The organism is Tardibacter chloracetimidivorans (assembly GCF_001890385.1).
In the GTDB taxonomy this organism is placed as follows: domain Bacteria; phylum Pseudomonadota; class Alphaproteobacteria; order Sphingomonadales; family Sphingomonadaceae; genus Tardibacter; species Tardibacter chloracetimidivorans.
On sequence record NZ_CP018221.1, the window covers coordinates 473,569 to 495,661 of the forward strand.

Annotated in this window: 19 protein-coding genes; 7 read left to right on the forward strand and 12 right to left on the reverse strand. The window is 64.1% G+C overall.

The window, feature by feature from the left end; genetic code table 11:
• Nucleotides 1-63 precede the first annotated feature (63 nt).
• Entirely contained in the window at nt 64-1,293 is a 1,230-nt protein-coding gene (locus BSL82_RS02470) for an NAD(P)/FAD-dependent oxidoreductase (RefSeq protein WP_072595882.1), read from the forward strand.
• Between the two features lie 75 nt (nt 1,294-1,368).
• Nucleotides 1,369-1,782, forward strand: a complete 414-nt coding sequence (locus tag BSL82_RS02475) for a DUF3775 domain-containing protein (protein WP_072595883.1) — start codon at nt 1,369-1,371, stop codon at nt 1,780-1,782.
• A gap of 43 nt (nt 1,783-1,825) precedes the next feature.
• Here BSL82_RS02475 and BSL82_RS02480 read toward each other — a convergent pair whose 3' ends face one another.
• The 4 genes from BSL82_RS02480 to BSL82_RS02495 form a co-directional block, all read right to left on the reverse strand.
• Nucleotides 1,826-2,695 (reverse strand): 3-hydroxybutyryl-CoA dehydrogenase, encoded by an 870-nt coding sequence (locus BSL82_RS02480; protein ID WP_072595884.1) that lies wholly within the window; start codon nt 2,693-2,695, stop codon nt 1,826-1,828.
• A 93-nt stretch (nt 2,696-2,788) separates the two neighbouring features.
• Entirely contained in the window at nt 2,789-4,732 is a 1,944-nt protein-coding gene (gene mdoH / locus BSL82_RS02485; protein ID WP_072595885.1) for a glucans biosynthesis glucosyltransferase MdoH, read from the reverse strand.
• Entirely contained in the window at nt 4,729-6,285 is a 1,557-nt protein-coding gene (locus BSL82_RS02490) for an OpgD/OpgG family glucan biosynthesis protein (RefSeq protein ID WP_226998589.1), read from the reverse strand. The genes mdoH and BSL82_RS02490 overlap by 4 nt, the downstream gene beginning before the upstream one ends.
• A 95-nt stretch (nt 6,286-6,380) precedes the next feature.
• Entirely contained in the window at nt 6,381-6,920 is a 540-nt protein-coding gene (locus tag BSL82_RS02495) for a superoxide dismutase family protein (protein ID WP_072595887.1), read from the reverse strand.
• A gap of 154 nt (nt 6,921-7,074) precedes the next feature.
• On the opposite strand from BSL82_RS02495, the gene BSL82_RS02500 reads away from it, so the two are divergent.
• Entirely contained in the window at nt 7,075-7,590 is a 516-nt protein-coding gene (locus BSL82_RS02500) for a helix-hairpin-helix domain-containing protein (protein WP_072595888.1), read from the forward strand.
• Between the two features lie 10 nt (nt 7,591-7,600).
• Here BSL82_RS02500 and ppdK read toward each other — a convergent pair whose 3' ends face one another.
• From ppdK to BSL82_RS02515, 3 genes are all read right to left on the reverse strand, one after another.
• Nucleotides 7,601-10,264, reverse strand: a complete 2,664-nt coding sequence (gene ppdK, locus BSL82_RS02505) for a pyruvate, phosphate dikinase (RefSeq protein ID WP_072595889.1) — start codon at nt 10,262-10,264, stop codon at nt 7,601-7,603.
• A gap of 94 nt (nt 10,265-10,358) precedes the next feature.
• Nucleotides 10,359-12,680, reverse strand: coding sequence for a glycine--tRNA ligase subunit beta (glyS, locus tag BSL82_RS02510; RefSeq protein WP_072595890.1), 2,322 nt, complete (start codon nt 12,678-12,680; stop codon nt 10,359-10,361).
• Nucleotides 12,673-13,557, reverse strand: a complete 885-nt coding sequence (locus BSL82_RS02515; RefSeq protein ID WP_193408592.1) for a glycine--tRNA ligase subunit alpha — start codon at nt 13,555-13,557, stop codon at nt 12,673-12,675. The genes glyS and BSL82_RS02515 overlap by 8 nt, the downstream gene beginning before the upstream one ends.
• A gap of 153 nt (nt 13,558-13,710) precedes the next feature.
• On the opposite strand from BSL82_RS02515, the gene BSL82_RS02520 reads away from it, so the two are divergent.
• From BSL82_RS02520 to ychF, 4 genes are all read left to right on the forward strand, one after another.
• Nucleotides 13,711-14,598 carry a TraB/GumN family protein gene (locus BSL82_RS02520; RefSeq protein ID WP_072595891.1) on the forward strand — a complete coding sequence of 296 codons (888 nt, stop codon included), beginning with the start codon at nt 13,711-13,713 and terminating at the stop codon, nt 14,596-14,598.
• A gap of 118 nt (nt 14,599-14,716) precedes the next feature.
• Nucleotides 14,717-15,346, forward strand: coding sequence for a 50S ribosomal protein L25/general stress protein Ctc (locus BSL82_RS02525; RefSeq protein ID WP_072595892.1), 630 nt, complete (start codon nt 14,717-14,719; stop codon nt 15,344-15,346).
• Nucleotides 15,347-15,389: 43 nt separating this feature from the next.
• Entirely contained in the window at nt 15,390-15,968 is a 579-nt protein-coding gene (gene pth / locus BSL82_RS02530; RefSeq protein ID WP_072595893.1) for an aminoacyl-tRNA hydrolase, read from the forward strand.
• Between the two features lies 1 nt (nt 15,969).
• Nucleotides 15,970-17,070, forward strand: coding sequence for a redox-regulated ATPase YchF (gene ychF / locus BSL82_RS02535; protein WP_072595894.1), 1,101 nt, complete (start codon nt 15,970-15,972; stop codon nt 17,068-17,070).
• Between the two features lie 36 nt (nt 17,071-17,106).
• Here the strand turns inward: ychF and phoB are convergent, their stop codons facing one another.
• The 5 genes from phoB to pstC form a co-directional block, all read right to left on the reverse strand.
• Nucleotides 17,107-17,799, reverse strand: coding sequence for a phosphate regulon transcriptional regulator PhoB (gene phoB / locus BSL82_RS02540; RefSeq protein ID WP_072595895.1), 693 nt, complete (start codon nt 17,797-17,799; stop codon nt 17,107-17,109).
• A 7-nt stretch (nt 17,800-17,806) separates the two neighbouring features.
• Nucleotides 17,807-18,517, reverse strand: a complete 711-nt coding sequence (gene phoU, locus BSL82_RS02545) for a phosphate signaling complex protein PhoU (RefSeq protein ID WP_072595896.1) — start codon at nt 18,515-18,517, stop codon at nt 17,807-17,809.
• Nucleotides 18,518-18,533: 16 nt separating this feature from the next.
• Nucleotides 18,534-19,328, reverse strand: a complete 795-nt coding sequence (gene pstB / locus BSL82_RS02550; RefSeq protein WP_072595897.1) for a phosphate ABC transporter ATP-binding protein PstB — start codon at nt 19,326-19,328, stop codon at nt 18,534-18,536.
• 14 nt (nt 19,329-19,342) lie between these two features.
• The gene (gene pstA, locus BSL82_RS02555; RefSeq protein WP_193408602.1) at nt 19,343-20,569 is read right to left on the reverse strand and encodes a phosphate ABC transporter permease PstA; all 1,227 of its coding nucleotides are present in this window, start codon (nt 20,567-20,569) and stop codon (nt 19,343-19,345) included.
• A gap of 73 nt (nt 20,570-20,642) precedes the next feature.
• Nucleotides 20,643-22,031, reverse strand: a complete 1,389-nt coding sequence (pstC, locus tag BSL82_RS02560; protein WP_072595899.1) for a phosphate ABC transporter permease subunit PstC — start codon at nt 22,029-22,031, stop codon at nt 20,643-20,645.
• Nucleotides 22,032-22,093 lie beyond the last annotated feature (62 nt).

Consider the following 22,093-nt stretch of genomic DNA (forward strand, 5'->3'; position numbering starts at 1 on the left):
TAGCGCTGCAAAAAGCTTTCCGCTAGGGGATGCCAACCAAAGGAAAACCGGGAGTCGGAAGGAATGTCGGACAAGGTTGATGTGCTTATCGTCGGCGCGGGCCATGGCGGTGCTCAGGCGGCGGTGGCGCTTCGTCAGCACAAGTTCGAGGGGTCGATCGCCATCGTCGGCGACGAACCCGAAATCCCTTATGAGCGGCCTCCCCTGTCCAAGGAATATCTGTCGCAGGAAAAGACCTTCGACCGCATTTTGATCCGCCCGCGCAGCTTCTATGAAGAGCGCGACATCGATCTGGTGCTGAATGCGCGCGTGACCGGGATTGACGCGGTCGCCCACACCGCGACCCTGGCGGACGGGCGGACGATCTCCTACGGCAAGCTGATCTGGGCGGCCGGCGGCAGCCCGCGCCGGCTCACCTGTAGCGGATCGGCGTTGCAGCGCGTCCATGCAGTGCGGACCCGCGCCGATGTCGACCGGCTCATGTCGGAGCTTCCGACGATCAACGAGGTCGTTGTCATCGGCGGCGGCTATATCGGACTGGAAGCTGCTGCCGTCCTTTCAAAGCTGGGCAAGAAGGTGACGGTGCTGGAAGCGCTGGACCGCGTCCTCGCCCGCGTCGCCGGGGAGACGCTGTCGCGCTTTTACGAGGCGGAACACCGCGCCCATGGCGTCAACGTGCGTCTCAACGCCCGCATCGACTGCATCGAGGAAAGCAACGGCGAGGCCTCAGGTGTCCGCATGGAAGACGGCGAGATACTGCCCGCCCAGTGCGTGATCGTCGGCATTGGCATCATCCCTGCGATCGACGTGTTGAAGGATGCGGGCGCGGTCTGCTCCAACGGCGTGGAGGTGGACGAGTTCTGCCGCACCTCGCTGCCCGACGTGTTCGCCATCGGCGATCTCGCCAATCATGTAAACGGCTTTGCCGACGGCCAGCGGATCAGGTTGGAATCGGTACAGAACGCCAATGACCAGGCGACCACCGTCGCCAAATACATCACCGGAGCGCCAGCGCCCTACACTGCGATCCCGTGGTTCTGGTCCAACCAGTACGACCTTCGCCTCCAGACCGTGGGGCTTTCAATCGGATATGACGAAACCATCGTACGGGGCCGGCCGGAAGACCGCTCCTTCTCGGTCGTCTATCTTCGCGGCGGACAGGTGATCGCGCTCGATTGCGTCAATGCGGTGAAGGACTATGTCCAGGGCCGCGCGCTGGTGATCGCAAAGGCGCGTCCCGACAAGGCCCGACTGGCGGATGCCGGCGTGCCGTTGAAGGAACTCGCCGCCTGATCCTTTCTTCCGATCCTGCGACAGCGCAACCTGTGCTATCCTCGGTTGTTGATAGGCGGCAGCAAGGAGGCACAAATGGAGCTTTCGGTTTCGCTTGAGGAACTTTGCCGGATTGTCCTCCGGCTCCGCGAATATGAGGCGCAGGTTCCAGCCGTGGACCCTGACGATGGATCAAATCCCACCGACGACAAGGATGTCTCCGTTCTGGAAGATGAATCGAACGAGTCCGTCGAGCAGGAGCTGATCGCCGCCATAGGCGATCTGGCCGAGGATGAGGCGGTCGAAATGATTGCGCTTTCGCTGGTCGGCAGGGGCAGCTTCGATGCATCCGAATGGGACGAGGCGCTGGAAGCCGCGGCCGAGGAGATCGCGAGCATGGATGGCCACGCAGCCGCCGTCGTCATGGAGCTGCCGATGGGCGCATCCTATATCGAGGCAGGCCTCGCGGCCTTCGATCTAAGCTGCGACGGGTTCGGGCAGATCAGCTAGGCTCGGCTGCCAGATGCAGCCCGAGCCCGGCGATGGATGAGTCTTAACGGGTCGGCACGGGTGTATCGCCCGAATAGTCGTAGAAGCCGCGCCCGGTCTTTCTGCCATACCAGCCTGCTTCCACATATTTGATCAGCAGCGGTGCCGGCCGGTATTTGGAATCGCCCGTGCCGTGCTGAATCACGCGCATCGCCGCCAGCAACGTGTCGAGCCCGACGAAATCCGCCAGCGTCAGCGGCCCCATCGGGTGATTGGCGCCAAGCTTCATGCCCGCATCGATGCTCTCGACCGTTCCAATTCCCTCGCCGAGCGCAAATATCGCCTCGTTGATCATAGGGCAGAGGATCCGGTTGACGATGAATCCGGGAGCATCCTCGGCATCGAGCGCCGTCTTTCCGATGCGCTTCACGAACTCGGCGGCCAGCGCCGCCGTCTTGTCGGAGGTGGCGAGTCCGCGAATAATCTCGACAAGCGCCATCATCGGAACGGGGTTGAAGAAGTGCAGCCCGACGAAGCGATCCGGACGGTCGGTCTTTGCCCCGAGGCGCGTTATCGAAATGGACGAGGTGTTGGTCGCGATGACGGTGTCGGCGGACAGTTTCGGCCCAAGATCAGCGAAGATGCGGTTCTTGATCTCCTCATTTTCGGTGGCGGCTTCGATCACCAGTCCGGCGTCCCTGAACTCGGCGGTGTCGGTGGTCAGCCGCACGCGATCGAGCGTCGCCTTGAAGTCCGCTTCGGAAATCCCGCCCTTGGCAAGCTGGCGGCCGAGATTTTTCTCGATATTCGCCTTGCCTGCCTCCGCACGCTCAATCGAGACATCGGACAGGATGACGTCATAGCCCGCAGCGGCCGCCACATGCGCAATGCCGTTGCCCATCAATCCCGCGCCGATCACGCCGACCTTGTTCATCGCTTCTTCCCTGCTTTTTCCAATGCGTCACAGGGGCGGCCCAGAGGCTCGCCTCCGCCGCCACGGATGGACCAATCGCCACGATGTGACAAGTCAGTGGAGTGGAATGAGTTCCCCGTCGCCGCTCCAGGAGCCGGGCGCCGCCCGTTCCTTCCTGCCGATCTGCGCGGGCGCGATCTGCACCACATTGTCCCATTCGGTCCCGCCTTCCAGCAGAAGCTGGGAGGGACGCAGCTCTTCGGGCGTCGCGAAAAGACCCGCCCGGCGGGTCCATACGCCCAGGTCGCGCCTTGAGGTGAGCATGACGAGCCAGGGCGAAAGCAGCAGGCCGATGACCACCGGCAGCAGCCACAACAGCATGGAAGGCACTGCAACGCAGGCCGCTGCCAGAACCAGCCCCGTGACCATGTGAGGGCGATAGCAGTCAAGCGCCTCACGGGCGGAGATCGCGGCCACGTCGCGGCGCTGCGCCGCCCAGCCGCTGGGCTTGCCGCTGAGAAGGCCGATCAAAATCCCGATCTGGGTGACCATCATCGCAGGCGCCATGAGCGCGGCCAGCGGAATATCGGTGAGGACGCTCATCGCCAGCTTTCGCGATCCGCCGAATTCCGCCCGACGGTCCCTGTCGATCAGCGTCCAGGCGAGCGACATCAGCTTCGGTCCAAACAGCAGCGCGGTGGTGAGCAGGAACAGCCAGCCCGACATTGCGCCAAGCGCTGCGCTTATTTCTCCGCCCCCCGCAAGACCTGCCTGAACCAGACTGACGCCGATCAGCAACGCCCAGAGCGGCGAAGTGAGATAGGCGAATGCTCCCATCAGCAGGTGCAGCCGGCTGACCCAATGCATCCGGCGGCTCGCCAGCAGCTTCAGATGCTGGAGATTGCCCTGGCACCAGCGGCGGTCGCGAATGGCGAAATCGATCAGCGTCGGCGGATATTCCTCGTAACTGCCCTCGTCGAGCGTCACCATATGAACGCCCCATCCGCGCCGCCGCAGTAGCGCCGCCTCCACCATGTCATGGCTCATGATCGCGCCGCCGAAGGGCGCAGGGCCCTTCAACGGCGGCAGACCGCAGCTTTCGGCGAAGGCGCGAACGCGGATGATCGCATTATGACCCCAGAAGCTGCCCTCCGCGCCAGACCACCAGAGCAGGCCCGCCGTCGCGACGGGGCCGTAAAGCCGCGCGGCGAACTGCTGCCACCGGCCGAACAGGGTCGAGCAGCCAGCAACCACCGGCACCGTCTGGATGAGGCCGACCTTGGGATGGCTTTCCATCGCATGAGCCAGTCGCAGCATCGCGCGGCCGCTCATCAGGCTGTCGGCGTCCAGCACGATCATATAGGCATAGGCCCCGCCGAACCGGCGCACCCATTCGGCGATATTACCAGGCTTGCGTTCGATATTCTCCGCGCGGCGGCGGTAGTAGAGCCGCACCGGGCAGTGTTCGCGTAGGCGCTCGAACGCCAATCGTTCTGCGTCGTGGATTTCCGGATCGGTGCTGTCGCTCAGGATGAATATGTCGAAAGCGCCCGCCATGGTCACCGACTGCAATGAATCGGCCATCACGCGGACCCGGCGGAAAACGGCGTCGACATCCTCATTATAGACGGGAACAAGAATGGCCGTTCGCGACATCGGACGACTGGGGGATTCGGACAGCAGGGCTGCGCCGGGGCGGCGCGACATCAGCACACAGAAGCCGGCCAGCGCGCTGCCGAAGGAAAAAGCGATCCAGGCGAACAAAGGCAGGAACAGCGCCAGGATTGCGCCTTCGATCACATCGACGCCATCCGGGATGCTGACGCGGAGCAGTTCCCCGAAGGAAACGCAGGTCAGCGCCAGAACTGTGGTGAAGAGAAGCAGTCGCCGGTCGGTGATGTTGAGCGGCGCGGTCGGGGGGACGGTGAAACGACCGGGGCATTCGCCGAACGCCTGAAGAGGCATCGCCAGCGGCTTTTCGGCCGGAAGGTCGGCGGGCAGCCTGTGGAACAGGCTGGCCCAACGGTCGGCCTCAAGGGAGGAAATGACTGGTTTCATACGCTGTAACGGTTCACCCAAATCTCGCCGATGGGGCTGCCATCGCGGCGTAGCTCCAAGCGGAGATCAACAGTTCCCGCCGGTGGCGGCGTAAGGTCAAAGCTCACTCTCACGCGATCGGACTCCCCCGGCGCGGCCGGATAAGGGTCAAGTCGAACGGGCGATAAAGACCCCAAGCTTGCGCTTAGATGAACACTCAGACGATCCAGCCCTTCTCGCAGGCCCAGTCCTTCATAATCCACGGCGAAATGTCTGCGGCCGTCGACGCGCGTGCCGATCCGCGTCTCGCCCACCCGTGTCGCGACAACGCGTGCGGCAGGCGTCGGCGTGGGGCTGCCATCGCCCCAATGCAGCCGATAGGCGAGGTCCACCGGGCGGCCTGCCCGCCACGCCGCCTTCGGCCGCCAGAAGGCCGCGATGTTATCGGCGGTTTCGTCGTCGGTCGGAATCTCGAGCAATTGGACGCTGCCCGCGCCCCAGCGGCCCACCGGCTCCACCCACAGGCTGGGACGGCGTTCGTACCGCGCTTCGAGATCATTATAGGCTTCAAGCGCCCTGCTCCGCTGCATCAGGCCGAAGCCCTTCGGATCATGGTCCTGAAAGGCGCTGATCTGCACGGTGGAGGGGTTGGACAGCGGACGCCAGAGGTGTTCGCCCGCGCCCGTCCACATCTTCAGCCCGTCCGAATCATGGACGGCCCCGCGAAAATCGTCGAAGCGCCGCCGCCCTGCCGGACCGAGGAAGAACATGCTGCTCATCGGCGCAACGCCCGGCGTCTGGACGGTTGTGCGGGGAAAGAGCCTAGACCGGACATCGATCACCGTCGTTTCGCCGGGGTCGATCGTCATGTGATAGGCGCCGGTCACGCTCTGGCTGTCGAGCAGCGCATGGACCTGAACGGCCTCCGCACCCGGCTTGGGCTTTTCGAGCCAGAAGGTCCGGAAGAGCGGAAACTCCTCCTGCGGTCCGCCGGTGCCGATCGAAAGGCCGCGCGCGGAAATCCCGTACAGATTGCCCCGCCCCAGGCTGCGGAAATAGCTCGCGCCCTGAAACACCGCGATCTCGTCGAACACGTCGGGATTGTTAATGGGCGACAGCAGCCGCACCCCCGAAAAGCCGAGCGAGGGGTCTTCCACCGGCGACACGTCATCGGGAAAGCTGAACAGCCTGGGGGAATAGGGAACGGCTCTCGCCTTCCCCCCTTCCACCTCAAAAACCTCGACATGGTCGCGCGCTAGCCAGCCGCGCATCAGCAGATCGCCGATGAACCGGCCGTTCTCTCCCGCCCAGAAAGCCTTGCTGCGATCAAAGCGGATGCTGCGATACTGGTCGTAATCCAGATTCGCGATTGCAGGCGGCAAGGAACGATCGGGCGGATTGAAGGGCTTGCGCGCCAGCCTTCTGGCGATCGCTTCGACCGTGCCTGGCCCGAAGGGCGCGGACTGGCCTGCGGCGGGCGCGGCGCGCAACAACGCCTGCCCTGCAACGCCCAGCGAAGCCATTCCAAGCATCAGTTCCCGTCTGCCCAGACGGCTGTCCTTCAGTAACGTCACGATTAACCAATAGCCGTTAAAGCGCCGTCATGAAATCGCCACTTCGCGGCCGCAGCATGACTCGTCCCGCACGGAAGTCGTTCTATCGCATCACTTTACTTGGACGGCGCGATGACCCCGCAGGCGATTCGGGCGCCGCTGTCGCCGGAGGGGTTGGTCTTGTAGTCGTCCGGTCCGGCGTGCAGGACCGCCGCCGCCCCATCGGCATCGAGCAGCGCATTCTCGCCCTTGGTGAGCGTGGCGGCCGAAATCTTCTGCTCCAGCGAACCAGAACCCGACGCCGCCACTTCGATGTTCGGCAGGTCGCCCATGTGCTTGCCCTGCGGGTTATCCTTGCCATGCTCCTTGCCCGTGGGGTTCCAGTGGCCTTCCGCGCTGGTGAAGCCCGGAGCCTCGCACTTGCCGACGGTGTGGAGATGGAAAGCGTAGTTGCCCGGCTTCAACCCGGTGACGGTGGTCTTCACGAGAAGCCCGTCGTCCTCCTTCTTGATCGAGACCTGGCCGATCGATTTGCCGTCAGCATCCATCAACGTCGTCCCGGCGCTCTTTCCGGCTCCGCCCGCATTGGCCGCGGCTGCGCCAAGCGCTCCGGCTGCCACCAGGCTCAGAACCAGTCCCGTCTTCCTGAATGCCATCACAACTCTCCATCGTTCATCGGGTGCGTCCAGGGCTTAACGGAAAAGCCGCCGGTAAGTTGCGGCCAGCCTTAGCCGCTCGGCACAATTGCGTGCAACGGTGGAACGTCTCCGCAGCCCGGACATTGATCCGGTCATGGAAGGAGCCTGAAAGATGGAGACGTTCTCGACCGATCAATGGATCATTCTGCTGCTGGTCCTGCTGCTTGGCTGGCTGCTGGGGTTGCTGACCCGTTCAGGCGCGAAATGGCGGCACGCCTATCATGACGAGGAAGGGCGGCGAAAAGCGGCCGAGGCGCGCGCGGCCGAGGCCGAGGCCAGGCTTCACGAGATAGAGAAACGGCGGCCGCCCGCGGCCCCTGCCCGCCCGGCCAAGACAGCCACCGGCAGAAAAGCTGCCTCGGCAAGCGCCATCGCCAATGGCGGCACGGAGGGGCGAGACGATCTGTCGCTGATACGCGGCGTCGGCGCGTCCGGCGAGGCGCGGCTGCATGAAGTCGGCATTTTCAGCTATCACCAGATCGCCGAACTAAGCGCTCGAGACGAGGCCGATCTGGAATCGCGGCTGGGTGCGCCCGCCGGCACGATCGAACGGGAGGAGTGGCGCGAACAGGCGCGGATGCTGGCTCACGGCGACCATGAGGACCACCGGAGCCGGTTTCACCCGTGAGACGTCCCTTCTAACTCCGCTTCAGCGCCGCCTGAGCGGCGGCAAGCCGTGCGATCGGCACCCGATAGGGCGAGCATGACACATAATCCAGCCCCGTCGCCTGGCAGAAGGCGATGGAGGCCGGATCCCCGCCATGTTCCCCGCAGATGCCGAGCTTCAGGTCGGCGCGCGTCTTGCGGCCACGCTCCTTGGCGATCGAGATAAGCTCGCCCACACCTTCGACATCCAGGCTGACGAACGGGTCCTTGGGATAGATGCCCTGTTCGACATAGGACGTCAGGAACCGGCTTGCGTCATCGCGCGAGACGCCAAGCGCGGTCTGGGTCAGGTCGTTGGTGCCGAAGCTGAAGAACGCGCCCACTTCTGCGATCTCGCCCGCCATCAGCGCGGCGCGCGGAAGCTCGATCATCGTACCGACGAGATAATCGACCCGCCGTCCCTTTTCGGCAAAAACCGCTTCCGCCGTCCGGTCGATCACCGCCTTCATCAGTTCAAGCTCGCGCCTTGTCGCGACCAGCGGCACCATCACTTCCGGCAGCGGCGCGGCCCCGGATTTTTCGGCCACGTCCACGGCGGCCTCGAAGATCGCCCGCGCCTGCATCTCGTAGATTTCAGGATAGGTCACGCCCAGGCGGCAGCCGCGATGGCCCAGCATCGGATTGACCTCGTGAAGCTCGGCGGCACGACGTTTCAGCACGTCGACGGCGACCCCCGCTGCCGCGGCCACTTCGGCGAACTCCTCCTCCTCATGCGGGAGGAACTCGTGCAGCGGCGGATCGAGCAAGCGGATCGTGACCGGCAGGCCCGCCATGATGTCGAACAGTTCGGTGAAATCCTTGCGCTGTTCGGGCAACAGCCGGTCCAGCGCCGCGCGGCGTCCGGCTTCGTCTTCCGCCAAAATCATCTGGCGAACGGCGGTGATCCGGTTCGCATCGAAGAACATGTGTTCCGTGCGGCAAAGGCCGATCCCTTCGGCCCCGAAATCGCGCGCGGTTCTCGCATCCAGCGGCGTCTCCGCATTGGCGCGCACCTTGAGGCGGCGGACCTTGTCGGCCCAGACCATCAGCGTTCCGAAATCGCCCGCCAGTTCGGGCTGCACCGTCGGCACCCGCCCCATCATCACTTCGCCGCTCGCGCCGTCGATGGTGATGACGTCGCCTTCCCTCACCTCGCGGCCGGCCACGCGCATCACGCCCGCCTTGCCGTCGATCGCAAGGCTTCCAGCGCCCGAAACGCACGGCCGCCCCATGCCGCGCGCTACCACGGCGGCGTGTGACGTCATGCCGCCACGGGCCGTCAGAATGCCGCGCGCCGCGTGCATGCCGTGAATGTCCTCGGGCGAAGTCTCGACGCGCACCAGGATGACGTCCTCGCCCGCAGCCGCCCGCTTTTCGGCATGATCGGCATCGAAGACCACCACGCCCGAGGCAGCGCCCGGCGAGGCGGGCAGACCCTTGGCGATCACGTCGCGCTGCGCCGCCGGGTCCAGCGTCGGGTGCAGAAGCTGGTCGAGCGCCGCCGGGTCGACGCGCGCAATCGCCTCCTCCTCAGTGATCAGCCCCTCGTTCGCCATGTCGATCGCGATCTTGAGCGCGGCCTTGGCGGTGCGCTTGCCGCTCCGGGTCTGGAGCATCCAGAGCTTGCCCTGCTGCACCGTGAACTCGATGTCCTGCATGTCGCGATAATGCGTTTCCAGCAGATCGAACACGCGGGCAAGCTCGGCATAGACGTCCGGCATCGCCTCTTCCATCGACAGCGGCTTGGCGCCCGCGGCTTCCCGCGCCGCCTTCGTCAGATATTGCGGCGTGCGGATGCCCGCGACGACATCCTCGCCCTGCGCGTTGATGAGGAACTCGCCATAATAGGCGCGGTCGCCCTTCGACGGATCGCGGGTGAAGGCGACGCCGGTGGCGGACGTATCACCCATATTGCCGAACACCATCGCCTGCACGTTGACCGCCGTGCCCCAGGCGTCGGAAATGTCGTTGATGCGGCGATAGACCTTCGCGCGCTCCGACTGCCACGAGCCGAACACAGCGCCGACAGCGCCCCAAAGCTGGTCGTTCACATCCTGCGGGAACGGGTGGCCGAGCGCCTCCTCCACCTTTTTCTTGTAGACGCCGACCAGCGCCTGCCAGTCTTCGGCCGCAAGCTCGGTGTCGAGCAGCAGGCCCTTGTCTTCCTTGCGGATTTCAAGCGCTTCCTCGAACAGATAGTGGTCGACGCCAAGCACCACGTCCGAATACATCTGGATGAAACGGCGATAGCTGTCCCAGGCGAAACGGGCATCGCCCGACGCCGCCGCAAGCCCCTCGACCGTCTGGTCGTTGAGGCCCAGGTTCAGCACCGTGTCCATCATGCCGGGCATGGATACGCGCGCGCCGGAGCGCACCGACACCAGAAGCGGGTCGGAAGCGTCGCCGAACTTCTTGCCGGTCACGCCCTCGATATGCGCAATACCGGCGGCCACCTGCTGCCGCAGTTCATCGGGAAAGCGCTCGCCTTCCTCATAATAGCGGATGCACATTTCGGTGGAGATGGTGAGGCCCGGCGGCACCGGAAGGCCGATGCTCGCCATTTCAGCCAGGTTCGCGCCCTTGCCGCCAAGCAGGTTCTTGTCGCCCGCCTTGCCTTCCGAAACACCGCCGCCGAAGCGGTAGACGTATTGCGTCATTTCACCATCCCTGTTCGCTCAAGCGCGTATCATCGATCCATATCGTCATGCTGAAACAGGTTCAGGGTGACGGTTTCAGGTCAATTGCCATTAGCTAACCTTCAATCCGCGAGAAATCCGCAACGGCATGAACCGCCTCGCGGATGCGGCCAAGCAACCGCAGGCGGGCAGCGCGCACATGCGGCCGCTCATCGTTCACCGTAACCTCATCGAAAAATGCATCGATAGGCGCGCGAAGGCGGGAGAGCGCTGCCATCGCCCGCTCGAAATCCTCCGCCTCCACAGCCGCGCGCGCTTCGGTTTCGGCAAGGTCCAGCGCGTCGATCAGCGTGTCCTCGGCGGGTTCGAGCCTGTATTCGCCCGTCTCCTCGAGGCCGCCCTTCTTCTCCTCGATCTTCAGGATGTTCGCCGCGCGCTTGTATCCGGCGAGCAGATTTGCGCCGTCATCAGTGGCGATAAAGCTCTGAAGCGCCTTCACCCGCGCCAGCAGCCGGACGAGATCGTCCTCCCCGCCAAGCGCGAACACGGCGTCGATCAGGTCGTGGCGGACACCGGCTTCTCGCTGCTGCACCTTGAGGCGGTCGGCGAAGAAGTCGACCAACGTTGTTATCGCTTCGAAGTGCGTTTCCAAGATTGGGCTATCATTTATTTCCAAAGCTCGTAGCTCAATTAGGTCGTCCAGCTTGCTTTTCGACGGAGTTGTGCCGTAGGCCTCAGCCAGCCCATGATATACCTCCGCAAAAATCGCTTGCCCTTTCTTTTGGCGAGTTTGCAGATAATATTGATAGCCTGATCCTAGAAGCACATCCTCCAATGAATAACGCAGCCCTCCCTCCATCGTAATTTGGAGGACCGCCAAAGCTGCCCGCCGTAGGGCAAACGGATCTTTCGAGCCCGTTGGTGGCATCTGTTCGATAAAGAAACCTAGCAACGCATCCAGTTTGTCGGCCAGGCTTACCGCCACGGTCACGGGGGCGGTGGGGACTTCATCGCCCTGCCCCACCGGCTTGTAGTGATCGCGGATGGCATCGGCCACTTCGTCCGGCAGACCTTCCGCACGGGCGTAATAGCCGCCCATAACGCCTTGAAGTTCCGGAAACTCTCCCACCATGCCGGTGACGAGATCGGCCTTCGCCAGCCGCGCGGCCTGTTCGGCCATGTCGGCGAGGCGCGCCCTCTCCCCGTCATTCCCGCGAAGGCGGGAATCCATGGACACCGCGTTTTCAGAACCGGAACCGCCGTGTTCATGGCCCCCCGCCTGCGCGGGGGTGACGGAAGACTGGACAACCCCCTCCTCCACCAGCCAGCGGGCGAGCTTCGCCACCCGCTCCACCTTGTCCGCGACGGTACCCAGCTTTTCGTGAAAGACGATCTGGTCCAGCTTGCCGGCGAAATCCGCCAGCTTCGTCTTCCTGTCCTGCTCCCAGAAGAACTTCGCGTCGGCAAGCCGCGCGGCAAGCACCTTCTCATTACCCGCGACGATCGCCTTGCCGCCATCCTTTGCATCGATGTTGGCGACACAGATGAAATTGGGTGCGAGCTTTCCGGTGGAAACGTCTATTAAAGCAAAATATTTCTGATTCACCCGCATGGTGAGCTGGATCACCTCAGGCGGCACCTCCAGAAAGGCCGGATCGAACGACCCGAGCAGCGGCACCGGCCATTCGGTGAGCCCCGCGTTTTCGGCCAGAAGCCCTTCGTCCGGCACAAGCTCCAGCCCGGCCGCGCTCGCAAGCGCCTCCGCCTTTTCAGCGATGATCCGCCTGCGCTCGGCCGGATCAAGGATGACATGGCAGGCGCGCAGCTTTGCCGCATAATCGTCGGCCGAGCCGATCGTCACCTGATCGGGATGATGGAAGCGATGGCCCAGCGTCGTGCTGCCTGCCGGAACACCGTCGATCGCGACATTCACTTCCTCGCCGTCCAGAAGCGCGATCACCGATTTCAGCGGGCGCACCCAGCGCATCGAAGCGGTGGACTGAGACGCCCGCCCCCAACGCATCGACTTGGGCCAGGGAAATGCGCGGACGATCTCGGGCACGGCTTCGGCAAGCACGTCGGCCGTCCTGCGGCCCGGCTTTTCGATCACCGCATAAAGGAACCGCCCCTTGGGGTCGTCCCGCTCCTCCAGCTGATCGCGGGTGAGGCCGGTCGATTTGAGGAAGCCGGCAAGCGCCTGCTCCGGCGCATCGGCACGTGGCCCCCGGCGTTCCTCGCGCACCGCCTCGGTCTCCGTCGGCAGGGCGCGCGCGATCAGCGCAAGACGGCGCGGCGTCGCATAGGTTTCGACAGCGCCTGCCTTCAGCCCGGCGTCGGCCATCTGCTCGTTGAACAGGCGCGCCAGATCGTCGCATGCCCTCGCCTGCATCCGGGCGGGGATTTCCTCGGAGAAAAGTTCAAGCAGGAAGTCAGCCATTGGCGACATCCTTCCACCCGTTCTTTTCCATCCAGCCTTCGCAGCAGCCCTTCGCCAACTCCCGCACGCGGGCGATATAGGCCTGACGCTCTGCGACCGAGATCACCCCCCGCGCGTTCAGCAGGTTGAACAGATGGCTCGCCTTGATCGCATGGTCATAGGCCGGAAGCGGCAGCTTTGCCGTCAGCAGTTCCTTGCACTGCTCCTGCGCTTCCCTGAACTGGTCGAACAGGAAATCGGTCTTCGCATGCTCGAAATTATAGGCGGAGAACTGGCGCTCGCTTTCAAGAAAGACATCGCCATAGCTGACGCCTTCATTGTTGAACTTGAGGTCGTACACCCGGTCCACGCCCTGGATATACATGGCCAGCCGTTCCAGCCCGTAGGTGATCTCGCCCGCAACAGGCGTGCAATCGAACCCGCCGACCTGCTGGAAATAGGTGAACTGCGTCACCTCCATGCCGTCGCACCAGACTTCCCAGCCAAGGCCCCATGCGCCAAGCGTCGGGCTTTCCCAGTCGTCTTCCACAAAGCGGATGTCGTGATTGGCGGTGTCGATGCCGATCGCCCGCAACGAACCCAGATACAGGTCCTGAATGTCGGGCGGGCTTGGCTTCAATATCACCTGAAACTGGTAATAATGCTGGAGCCGGTTGGGGTTTTCGCCATAGCGCCCGTCGGACGGGCGGCGCGACGGCTGGACATAGGCGGCCTTCCAGTGGTTCGGTCCAAGCGCGCGCAGGGTGGTCGCCGGGTGGAAGGTGCCCGCCCCCATTTCAAGGTCATAGGGTTGCAGGATCACGCAGCCCCGCTCGCTCCAGTAATGCTGAAGCGTGAGGATCAGATCCTGAAAACTAAGCGGTTGAGGGTCGCTCAACGCAATGTCCTTCGCGCGTGCAAAACTGAACGCGGGCGTTAGCGGTTCGGTAGCCCGCTGGTCAAGCAAGGATAGCTGCACCGCCGCCGCCGCCGTGCAGCGAGGCAGGCGGAAATGATTTGGCGCGGGCGCGCAATGGGCTAGATACCTGCCATGTTCAGGAAAACGATCGGCTCCCTCCTCCTCGCCCTTGCCGCTCTTGTGCCCACCGCCGCCTGCGCGCGCGCGCCGGAGGCACGACCCGCGCTGTGGAAGCTGGCGGACGAGGACACCACCATCTATCTGTTCGGCACCGTCCATGCGCTGCCTAGGGAACTTGCCTGGAATACGGGCGCGGTTCGCGATGCGTTCGATTCCGCCGGAACGCTGGTGGTGGAAGTCGCGGATGACAAGGACGCGGCGTCGCTCGCCCCCATGCTGAAGCTGGGACTCGCCGAGCCGGGCAGCGTGACGCCGCTGAGTGAGCGCGTTCCCGAAAAAGAGCGTGAGGCGCTGAAAGCCCTCATCGCGCGCACGCCCTTCCCGCCACAGGCGATGGACAGGTTCGAAACATGGCTCGCCGCCCTTTTCCTCGTCGCGCCGACGCTTGCCGACGCAGGGCTGGACCCGGCGACGGGCGCGGATCGCGTGCTGATGGCCTCCGCGCAAAAGCGCGGCATCGCTGTCGTAGGCCTTGAGACGACCGAGGAGCAGCTCGGCTATTTCGACAAGCTGCCCGAAGCCGATCAACGCTCCCTCCTTTCCGCCGTGATCGAGGAAGAAGGGTCGATGAAGAAGCAATTCCAGCAATTGATCGCCGCCTGGGCGCGGGGCGACGTGGCTGCGCTGGAAGAACTCGCCGATGATGAATTGAAGGCGAACCCCAATGTCCGCAAAGTGCTCCTGACGAGCCGCAACGCCCGCTGGGCGGACTGGATCGCCGAGCGGATGGATACGCCCGGAACCGTGTTCGTCGCGGTTGGGGCCGGGCATCTGGCGGGCGACGATTCCGTCCAGCACATGCTCGGCCTCAAAAAGCTGGACGTTGAACGGGTGCAATAACCCGGCGAGCCTTGCTTTCCCGGCAGCCCTCCGCTACACGCGCGCATCCTTTTTCATGGTCATCCCTGGAGGCGTGGAAAGGGCGAATGTTTAACCCAAGCGATTTTGGAGAAATGCGATGAGCGATGCGCTGACGCTGACGGCCGAGACGCGCGACCGGGCTGGCAAGGGAGCCTCCCGTGCACTGCGTCGTGAAGGCCGCGTACCCGCCGTGATCTATGGCAACAACGAGGAGCCGCAGGGCATCCACGTTGAGGAAAAAGTGCTGATGAGGGCGCTGAACACCGGCCACTTCATGAACACGGTGGTGATGATCGATGTCGGCGGCTCATCCGTCCGCACCCTGCCCAAGGACGTGCAGTTCCACCCGGTGAGCGATCGCCCGCTTCACGTGGATTTCCTGCGCATCAGCGAGCATGCGACCATCCATGTCAACATCCCGGTCCGTTTCGTCGATGAAGAGACCTCGCCCGGCATCAAGCGCGGCGGCGTGCTCAACATCGTCCGTCACGACCTCGACCTGGTCGTCGACGCGGCGAACATTCCGGAAGAAGTCGTGATTTCGCTGGCCGGCCTCGATGTCGGCGCGTCGATCCACATTTCCAATGTGACGCTGCCGCAGGGCGCGGAAAGCGGCATCACCGACCGCGACTTCACCATCGCGACGATCGTCGCGCCTTCGGCGCTGAAGTCGAGCGAAGGCGAGGAAGCCGCCGCCGGCGAGGAAGCCGCCGAAGGCGAAGCCTGACGGATCCGGCCCCGAAGCACGTCTTCGGGGCCATTTCCTTTCCATGCAGCTTTGGGTCGGCCTTGGTAATCCGGGCGCGCAATATGCGCTCAACCGGCACAATGTCGGCTTCATGGCCGTGGACGCCATCGCCGAGGTTCACGGCTTCGATCCGTGGCGCAGCCGCTTTCAGGGCTGGACGAGCGAGGGCCGCCTCGGCGCTCACAAGATCCTGCTGCTGAAGCCGTCCACCTATATGAACGAAAGCGGACGCTCGGTGGGCGAGGCCATGCGCTTCTTCAAGCTGGAGCCGGGCGATGTCACCGCCTTTCACGACGAGCTGGACCTCGCGCCCTTCCGCGTGAAGGTGAAGACCGGCGGCGGCACGGCGGGACACAATGGGCTGAAATCGACGGGCGCGCACATCGGCAATGATTTCCGCCGGGTGCGGATCGGCATCGGCCATCCGGGCCACAAGGATCGCGTCAGCCCCTATGTGCTGGGCAATTACGCCAAGGCCGAGATCGATCCGCTGGCCGACATGCTGGGGGCAATCGCGGCCGAAGCGCCGTTGCTGGCGGCGGGCGACGACGCCCGCTTCATGAACGAGATTGCGCGCCGGCTGGCGGCGCCGGGAGACTGAGATGGGTTTTCGCTGCGGCATCGTGGGCCTGCCCAATGTGGGCAAATCGACGCTTTTCAACGCGCTGACGGAGACGGCGGCGGCGCAGGCGGCGAATTATCCATTCTGCACGATCGAACCCAATGTCGGCCAGGTCGCCGTGCCCGATCCCCGGCTTTACGAGATCGCGAAGATCGGCGGTTCGGCCAAGATCATCGAGACACAGCTTGGCTTTGTGGACATTGCCGGCCTGGTGCGGGGCGCTTCCAAGGGCGAAGGGCTGGGCAACCAGTTCCTCGCCAATATCCGCGAAGTGGACGCCATCGTTCATGTACTGCGGTGCTTCGAGGATGGCGACGTGACCCATGTCGAGGGCCGCGTCGATCCCATCGCCGATGCCGAGACGGTAGAGACCGAACTGATGCTCGCCGACCTCGACAGCCTTGAGAAGCGCGTCCCGAACCTCTTCAAAAAGGGCCAGCAGGGCGACAAGGAGGCAAAGGCTGCGGCGTCGGTGCTCGGCCAGGCGCTTGACCTGCTCCGGGAGGGAAAGCCCGCCCGCCTCACCCGGCCAAAGGACGATGAGGAAGCCCGGCTGTTCGCCCAGGCGCAACTCCTCACCTCAAAGCCCGTGCTCTACGTCTGCAATGTCGAGGAAGCGTCCGCCGCTTCGGGCAACGCACACAGCGCGCGCGTGTTCGATAAGGCAGGGGCGGAAGGCGCAAAGGCTGTCGTCATTTCCGCCGCCATAGAGGCCGAGATCGTGCAGATGGACGCGGCGGACCGGCCGGAGTTCCTTGCCGAACTGGGCCTGTCGGAAACCGGCCTCGCCCGCATTATCCGCGCGGGCTATGAATTGCTGGATCTGATCACCTTCTTCACCGTCGGCCCCAAGGAAGCGCGCGCCTGGACGGTGGAAAAAGGCGCAAGGGCGCCGCAGGCGGCCGGCGCCATCCACACCGATTTCGAGCGCGGCTTCATCCGGGCGGAAACCATGTCCTATCAGGATTATGTGACGCTGGGCGGAGAAGCGGCCGCGCGTGACGCCGGGCGGCTTCGCTCGGAGGGCAAGGACTATGTCGTCCATGACGGCGACATCATGCTATTCCGGTTCAACGTATAGAGCGGCCGCCGTTCGTCAGGACGGTCTCAGCCGTCCCTAATCCGCGTCGAGCGCATATCCCGCCGACCGGACGGTACGGATCACGTCCGCCCCGCCATTGTCGTTGATCGCCTTGCGCAGGCGGCGGATGTGCACATCCACGGTGCGAAGCTCTATGTCGGTGTCCTGCCCCCACACGGCGTCGAGCAGCCGCTCGCGCGAGAAGACGCGGCCGGGGTGTTCCAGGAAATGGCGGAGCAGGCGAAACTCTGTCGGCCCCAGGGGAACCGCCTTTCCGCCCCTGCGGACGCGGTGCGCGGCCGTATCCATTTCGATATCGGCATAGCTCAGGCTGCCGCCCGCAAGCGCGGGACGCACGCGGCGAAGCACGGCCGAGACGCGCGCTGCAAGCTCGCGCGGGGAAAAGGGCTTGGTGATATAATCGTCCGCGCCCGTCTCCAGGCCACGGATTCGATCTTCTTCCTCGACCCGCGCCGTCAGCATGATGATCGGCACATTGGCAGTTTCCGGCAAGCGGCGCAGCCTTCGGCAGACCTCTATGCCGGACAGGCTCTCGATCATCCAGTCAAGCACCACCAGATCGGGAGGCGTTTCCCGCGCAAGCAGCAGCGCCTCCTCCCCGTCGGGCGTGGTCTCGACCTCGAAGTCCTCGCGCTCCAGATTGTAGCGCACCAGCTCGGCGAGATTGGGATCATCCTCGACAAGGAGGATGCGGGGACGTGCGGCCATGGCCGGATTATCCCGCCTTCACCGGGGTGATCGAGTCCCCGCCCTTTTCACGTTCGTCCAGATAGACGCCCGTCGCGCTGTAATAGACCATCTCGGCGACGTTGGTGGCGTGATCGCCGATCCGCTCCAGATTCTTGGCGATGAACAGAAGGTGGGCCGACGCGGTGATGTTGTTCGGATTTTCCATCATATAGGTCAGCAGCGTGCGGAACAGGCTGTTGTAGAAATCGTCCACCGTCTTGTCGCGTTCGCGGACCCGCGCGGCCAGTTCAGCGTCGCGGGCGACGAAGGCGTCGAGCGCCGATTTCACCATCTGCGCCACGACCCGGGCCATTTCCGGCACGATCGTCATCGGCGCGATGGGATTGGATTCGGCGAAGATCGCGACACGCTTCGCGATGTTCTTGGCATAGTCGCCGATCCGCTCGATGACGCCCGCCGTCTTCAGCGCGGCGACGACTTCGCGAAGATCGTCCGCCATCGGCGCGCGCAGCGCGATGAGCCGCACCGCCAGACGTTCCACATCGACTTCGATCTGGTCGATCTTCTTGTCGCCCTCGATCACGCGAAGCGCGAGGTCGGTGTCCTTGCGGGCAAGGGCTTGCACCGCATCGGCGATCGCGGCTTCCGCTAGGCCGCCCATCTGGCTGATGAGCGCCCGCAGTTCGTCGAGATCGTCGTCGAATGCCTTGACTGTATGTCCGGTCGTGGTGGCCATGAACCTTCCTCCACACTCAGCCGTAGCGGCCGGTGATGTAATCCTTGGTACGGGTTTCGCGCGGGTTGGTGAAGATTTCCGACGTGTCGCCATATTCGACCAGATTGCCGAGATGGAAAAACGCCGTCTTCTGGCTGACGCGCGCAGCCTGCTGCATATTGTGGGTGACGATCACGATCGCATAGCGCCCGCGCAATTCGTGGATCAGTTCCTCGATCTTGGCGGTGGCGATCGGGTCCAGCGCCGAGCATGGCTCGTCCATCAGGATTACCTCGGGATCGACCGCGATGGCGCGGGCGATGCAAAGGCGCTGCTGCTGGCCGCCCGAAAGCGCGGTCCCGCTGTCAAGCAGGCGATCCTTCACCTCTTCCCACAGACCGGCGCGCCGCAGCGACTTTTCGACCATGCGGTCCAGATCCGCCTTGGTGGACGCAAGGCCATGGATGCGCGGCCCATAGGCGACGTTCTCATAGATCGACTTCGGGAACGGGTTGGGCTTCTGGAACACCATGCCCACACGGGCGCGAAGCTGCACCACGTCCATGCTGGACCCGTAGATATCCTCGCCGTCCAGCGTGATGTCGCCTTCGACACGCGCGCTTTCAACGGTGTCGTTCATCCGGTTCAGCGTCCGCAGGAAGGTGGACTTGCCACATCCCGACGGACCGATGAAAGCGGTCACATGGTCCTGATCGACGTCGATCGAGACATCCTTGATCGCCTGCTTGTCGCCATAGAAGACGTTGACGTTGCGGGCGGTCATCTTCAGCGGGGACGTACCACCCGCCGTGCGATGCGCGGGGGCATCCATTGTCAATTGCTCGCTCACCAGCGCCTCTCGAATTTGTTGCGGAGATAGATGGCCAGGCCGTTCATCGCGAGCAGGAAGACCAGCAGCACAATGATTGCGGCAGAGGTTTTCTCGACGAACCCGCGGCTTACCTCGTCGGACCAGAGAAAGATCTGGACGGGCAGCACGGTTGCCGGTTCGGTGATTCCGGTCGGCGGCGCGGATATGAAGGCGCGCATGCCGATCATCAGCAGCGGCGCGGTTTCGCCAAGCGCGCGGGCCATGCCGATGATCGTGCCGGTCAATATGCCCGGCAGAGCCAGCGGAAGGACGTGATGGAACACGACCTGCACCGGCGATGCGCCAACGCCCAGCGCGGCGTCGCGAATGGACGGCGGCACCGATTTGATGGCGTTGCGCCCCGCGATGACGATGACCGGCAGCGTCATCAGGGCCAGCGTGAGGCCGCCCACGAGCGGGGCCGATCGCGGCATGTGCATGAAGTTGAGGAACACGGCCAGGCCGAGCAGGCCGAAGATGATCGAAGGCACCGCCGCCAGATTGTTGATCGAAACCTCGATCATGTCGGTCCAGCGATTCCTCGGGGCATATTCCTCAAGATAAAGCGCCGACAGCACACCGACGGGGAAGCTGATCAGTAGGGTCACGAACATCGTGATCAGCGATCCCTTGAACGCGCCCCAGATGCCCGCCAGGGTCGGATCGGTGGAATCAGCGCCCGTCAGGAAGGTCCAGTTGAAGGCGACGCGGACCTGGTCCTGCGCCATCAGCCGCTGATAGGAGGCAGCGGCTTCGGGCGCGGCGGATTCGGGCATCTTGCCCTTGGCGATGAGATCCAGATTGCTTTCGGCCGACAGCCACATGGTGGTCGTCTTGCCGAGCAGCGACGGATCATCCTCCAGCATGTTGCGGACGCGCACCCATGCGCCTTCCGACAGCAGGCGGATGCCCTTGTCGCCATAGGCTTGGGTCGCGCCACGGACCACCGCGCCCTGAATGTCGGCCGCGGCGAGGGCAGCGTCCGCTTCAGGCCCCTGCAACTGGGCCTTGGTCAGCATCAGCTCCCCGCTGTCCAGCGTCACCGGGACGGCGATCTCCGCCTGCTGGAAGCCGGACGCGCCCTTCGACAGCATGTCGAACAGAAGGAACGCGAGGAACAGCACCGACAGGCTTACCGCAAGGAACCCCGTCGTCCGGAAGATCCGCTCGGACCGGTAACGGCGGCGAACACGTGACCGCATCGCGTCGCTCGACCAGTCGGTCGGCTTGCGGTCGGCGGCGACGATGTCCGAGGGCACGTTCAGACTTGCCACTTTACTCATAAGCCTCGCGATATTTTCTCACCACGCGAAGCGCGATGATGTTGAGGGTCAGGGTGACGATGAACAGGACCAGGCCCAGCGCGAAAGCCGACAGCGTCTTGGGCGAATCGAACTCCTGATCGCCCGTCAGCAGCTGGACGATCTGGGTCGTGACCGTGGTCACCGAAGCAAAGGGATTGGCGGTCATGCGCGCGGCAAGACCGGCGGCCATCACCACGATCATCGTCTCGCCGATCGCGCGGCTTACCGCCAGCAGCACGCCGCCGACGATGCCGGGAAGCGCTGCGGGCACCAGCACGCGGCGGATCGTCTCGGATGTCGTCGCACCCATGGCGAGCGAACCATCGCGCATCGCCTGCGGCACGGCGTTGATCGAGTCATCGGCCATGGAGGAAACGAACGGGATGATCATCACGCCCATCACCATGCCGGCCGCAAGCGCGGATTCGGACGAGGCGTTGCTTATGCCGATGCTGACCGCGAACTCGCGAACGGCCGGGGCGACGGTGAGAGCGGCGAAATAGCCGTAGACCACGGTCGGCACGCCGGCCAGCACCTCAAGCACCGGCTTCAGCACGCTGCGCACCTTTGGGCGGGCGTACTGGGTGAGATAGATCGCGCTCATCAGCCCCAGCGGGATGGCGACGATCATCGCAATGATGGCGCCGATGAATATCGTGCCCCAGAACAGCGGCACCGCGCCGAATGCCCCGCTTGACCCGACCTGATCGGCGCGGATCGCGGTCTGCGGGCTCCAGTTCGTCCCGAACAGGAACTCGAATGGCGAGACGGACTGGAAGAAGCGGATCGATTCCAGCAGCAGCGACGCAACGATGCCGAAGGTGGTGACAATCGCGATCAGCGAGGCGACCAGAAGCGTCCCCATGACCACGCGTTCGACGCGGGTGCGGGCGCGAAAATCGGGGCGGACGCGCGAGAATGCCCAGGCCGCGCCAGCAAGGCCGACCAGCGCCGCGACGACAAAGGCGATCCAGCCCCAGCGGGCGGACGACGCCTCGTAAACTTCCACGCCCTGATCGGCCCGCGGATCGAACGCGGCCTCGATGCTCCCGGAAACAAGGCCGTTTATCTCGGCGAGCAGCGCCTGACGTTCTATGTCCGTCTGCGGCCGCTCGGCGGCGGAATAGGAGGAAAGGATGTCGGCGGTGACGAGCGAGGGCTGGACAAAGCTCCACGCCGCCAGAAGCAGCAACGCAGGTCCCGCAGCCCAGATCGCGACATACCAGCCATGATAGTTGGGCAGGGAATTGGGCCGCGTCTTCCTGCCTGGACCGGCAAAGGCCGTGGCGCGGATACGAGCGGTGATCCAGCCGATCGCGCCGAGCCCGAGGATGAGAACCGCAATGACGAGCAATGACACCGGCCGGACCTATCGATAGCCTATGAACCAGATGAAGACTTCCCGGCCGAAGCCGGGAAGCC

Bases quoted from the DNA above. Each gene is read 5' to 3' on its own strand.
- BSL82_RS02470 (WP_072595882.1), top strand. From the start codon at position 64: ATGTCGGACAAGGTTGATGTGCTTATCGTCGGCGCGGGCCATGGCGGT.
- BSL82_RS02475 (WP_072595883.1), top strand. From the start codon at position 1,369: ATGGAGCTTTCGGTTTCGCTTGAGGAACTTTGCCGGATTGTCCTCCGG.
- BSL82_RS02480 (WP_072595884.1), bottom strand. From the start codon at position 2,695: ATGAACAAGGTCGGCGTGATCGGCGCGGGATTGATGGGCAACGGCATT.
- mdoH (WP_072595885.1), bottom strand. From the start codon at position 4,732: ATGAAACCAGTCATTTCCTCCCTTGAGGCCGACCGTTGGGCCAGCCTG.
- BSL82_RS02495 (WP_072595887.1), bottom strand. From the start codon at position 6,920: ATGGCATTCAGGAAGACGGGACTGGTTCTGAGCCTGGTGGCAGCCGGA.
- BSL82_RS02500 (WP_072595888.1), top strand. From the start codon at position 7,075: ATGGAGACGTTCTCGACCGATCAATGGATCATTCTGCTGCTGGTCCTG.
- ppdK (WP_072595889.1), bottom strand. From the start codon at position 10,264: ATGACGCAATACGTCTACCGCTTCGGCGGCGGTGTTTCGGAAGGCAAG.
- glyS (WP_072595890.1), bottom strand. From the start codon at position 12,680: ATGGCTGACTTCCTGCTTGAACTTTTCTCCGAGGAAATCCCCGCCCGG.
- BSL82_RS02520 (WP_072595891.1), top strand. From the start codon at position 13,711: ATGTTCAGGAAAACGATCGGCTCCCTCCTCCTCGCCCTTGCCGCTCTT.
- BSL82_RS02525 (WP_072595892.1), top strand. From the start codon at position 14,717: ATGAGCGATGCGCTGACGCTGACGGCCGAGACGCGCGACCGGGCTGGC.
- pth (WP_072595893.1), top strand. From the start codon at position 15,390: ATGCAGCTTTGGGTCGGCCTTGGTAATCCGGGCGCGCAATATGCGCTC.
- ychF (WP_072595894.1), top strand. From the start codon at position 15,970: ATGGGTTTTCGCTGCGGCATCGTGGGCCTGCCCAATGTGGGCAAATCG.
- phoB (WP_072595895.1), bottom strand. From the start codon at position 17,799: ATGGCCGCACGTCCCCGCATCCTCCTTGTCGAGGATGATCCCAATCTC.
- phoU (WP_072595896.1), bottom strand. From the start codon at position 18,517: ATGGCCACCACGACCGGACATACAGTCAAGGCATTCGACGACGATCTC.
- pstB (WP_072595897.1), bottom strand. From the start codon at position 19,328: ATGGATGCCCCCGCGCATCGCACGGCGGGTGGTACGTCCCCGCTGAAG.
- pstA (WP_193408602.1), bottom strand. From the start codon at position 20,569: ATGCGGTCACGTGTTCGCCGCCGTTACCGGTCCGAGCGGATCTTCCGG.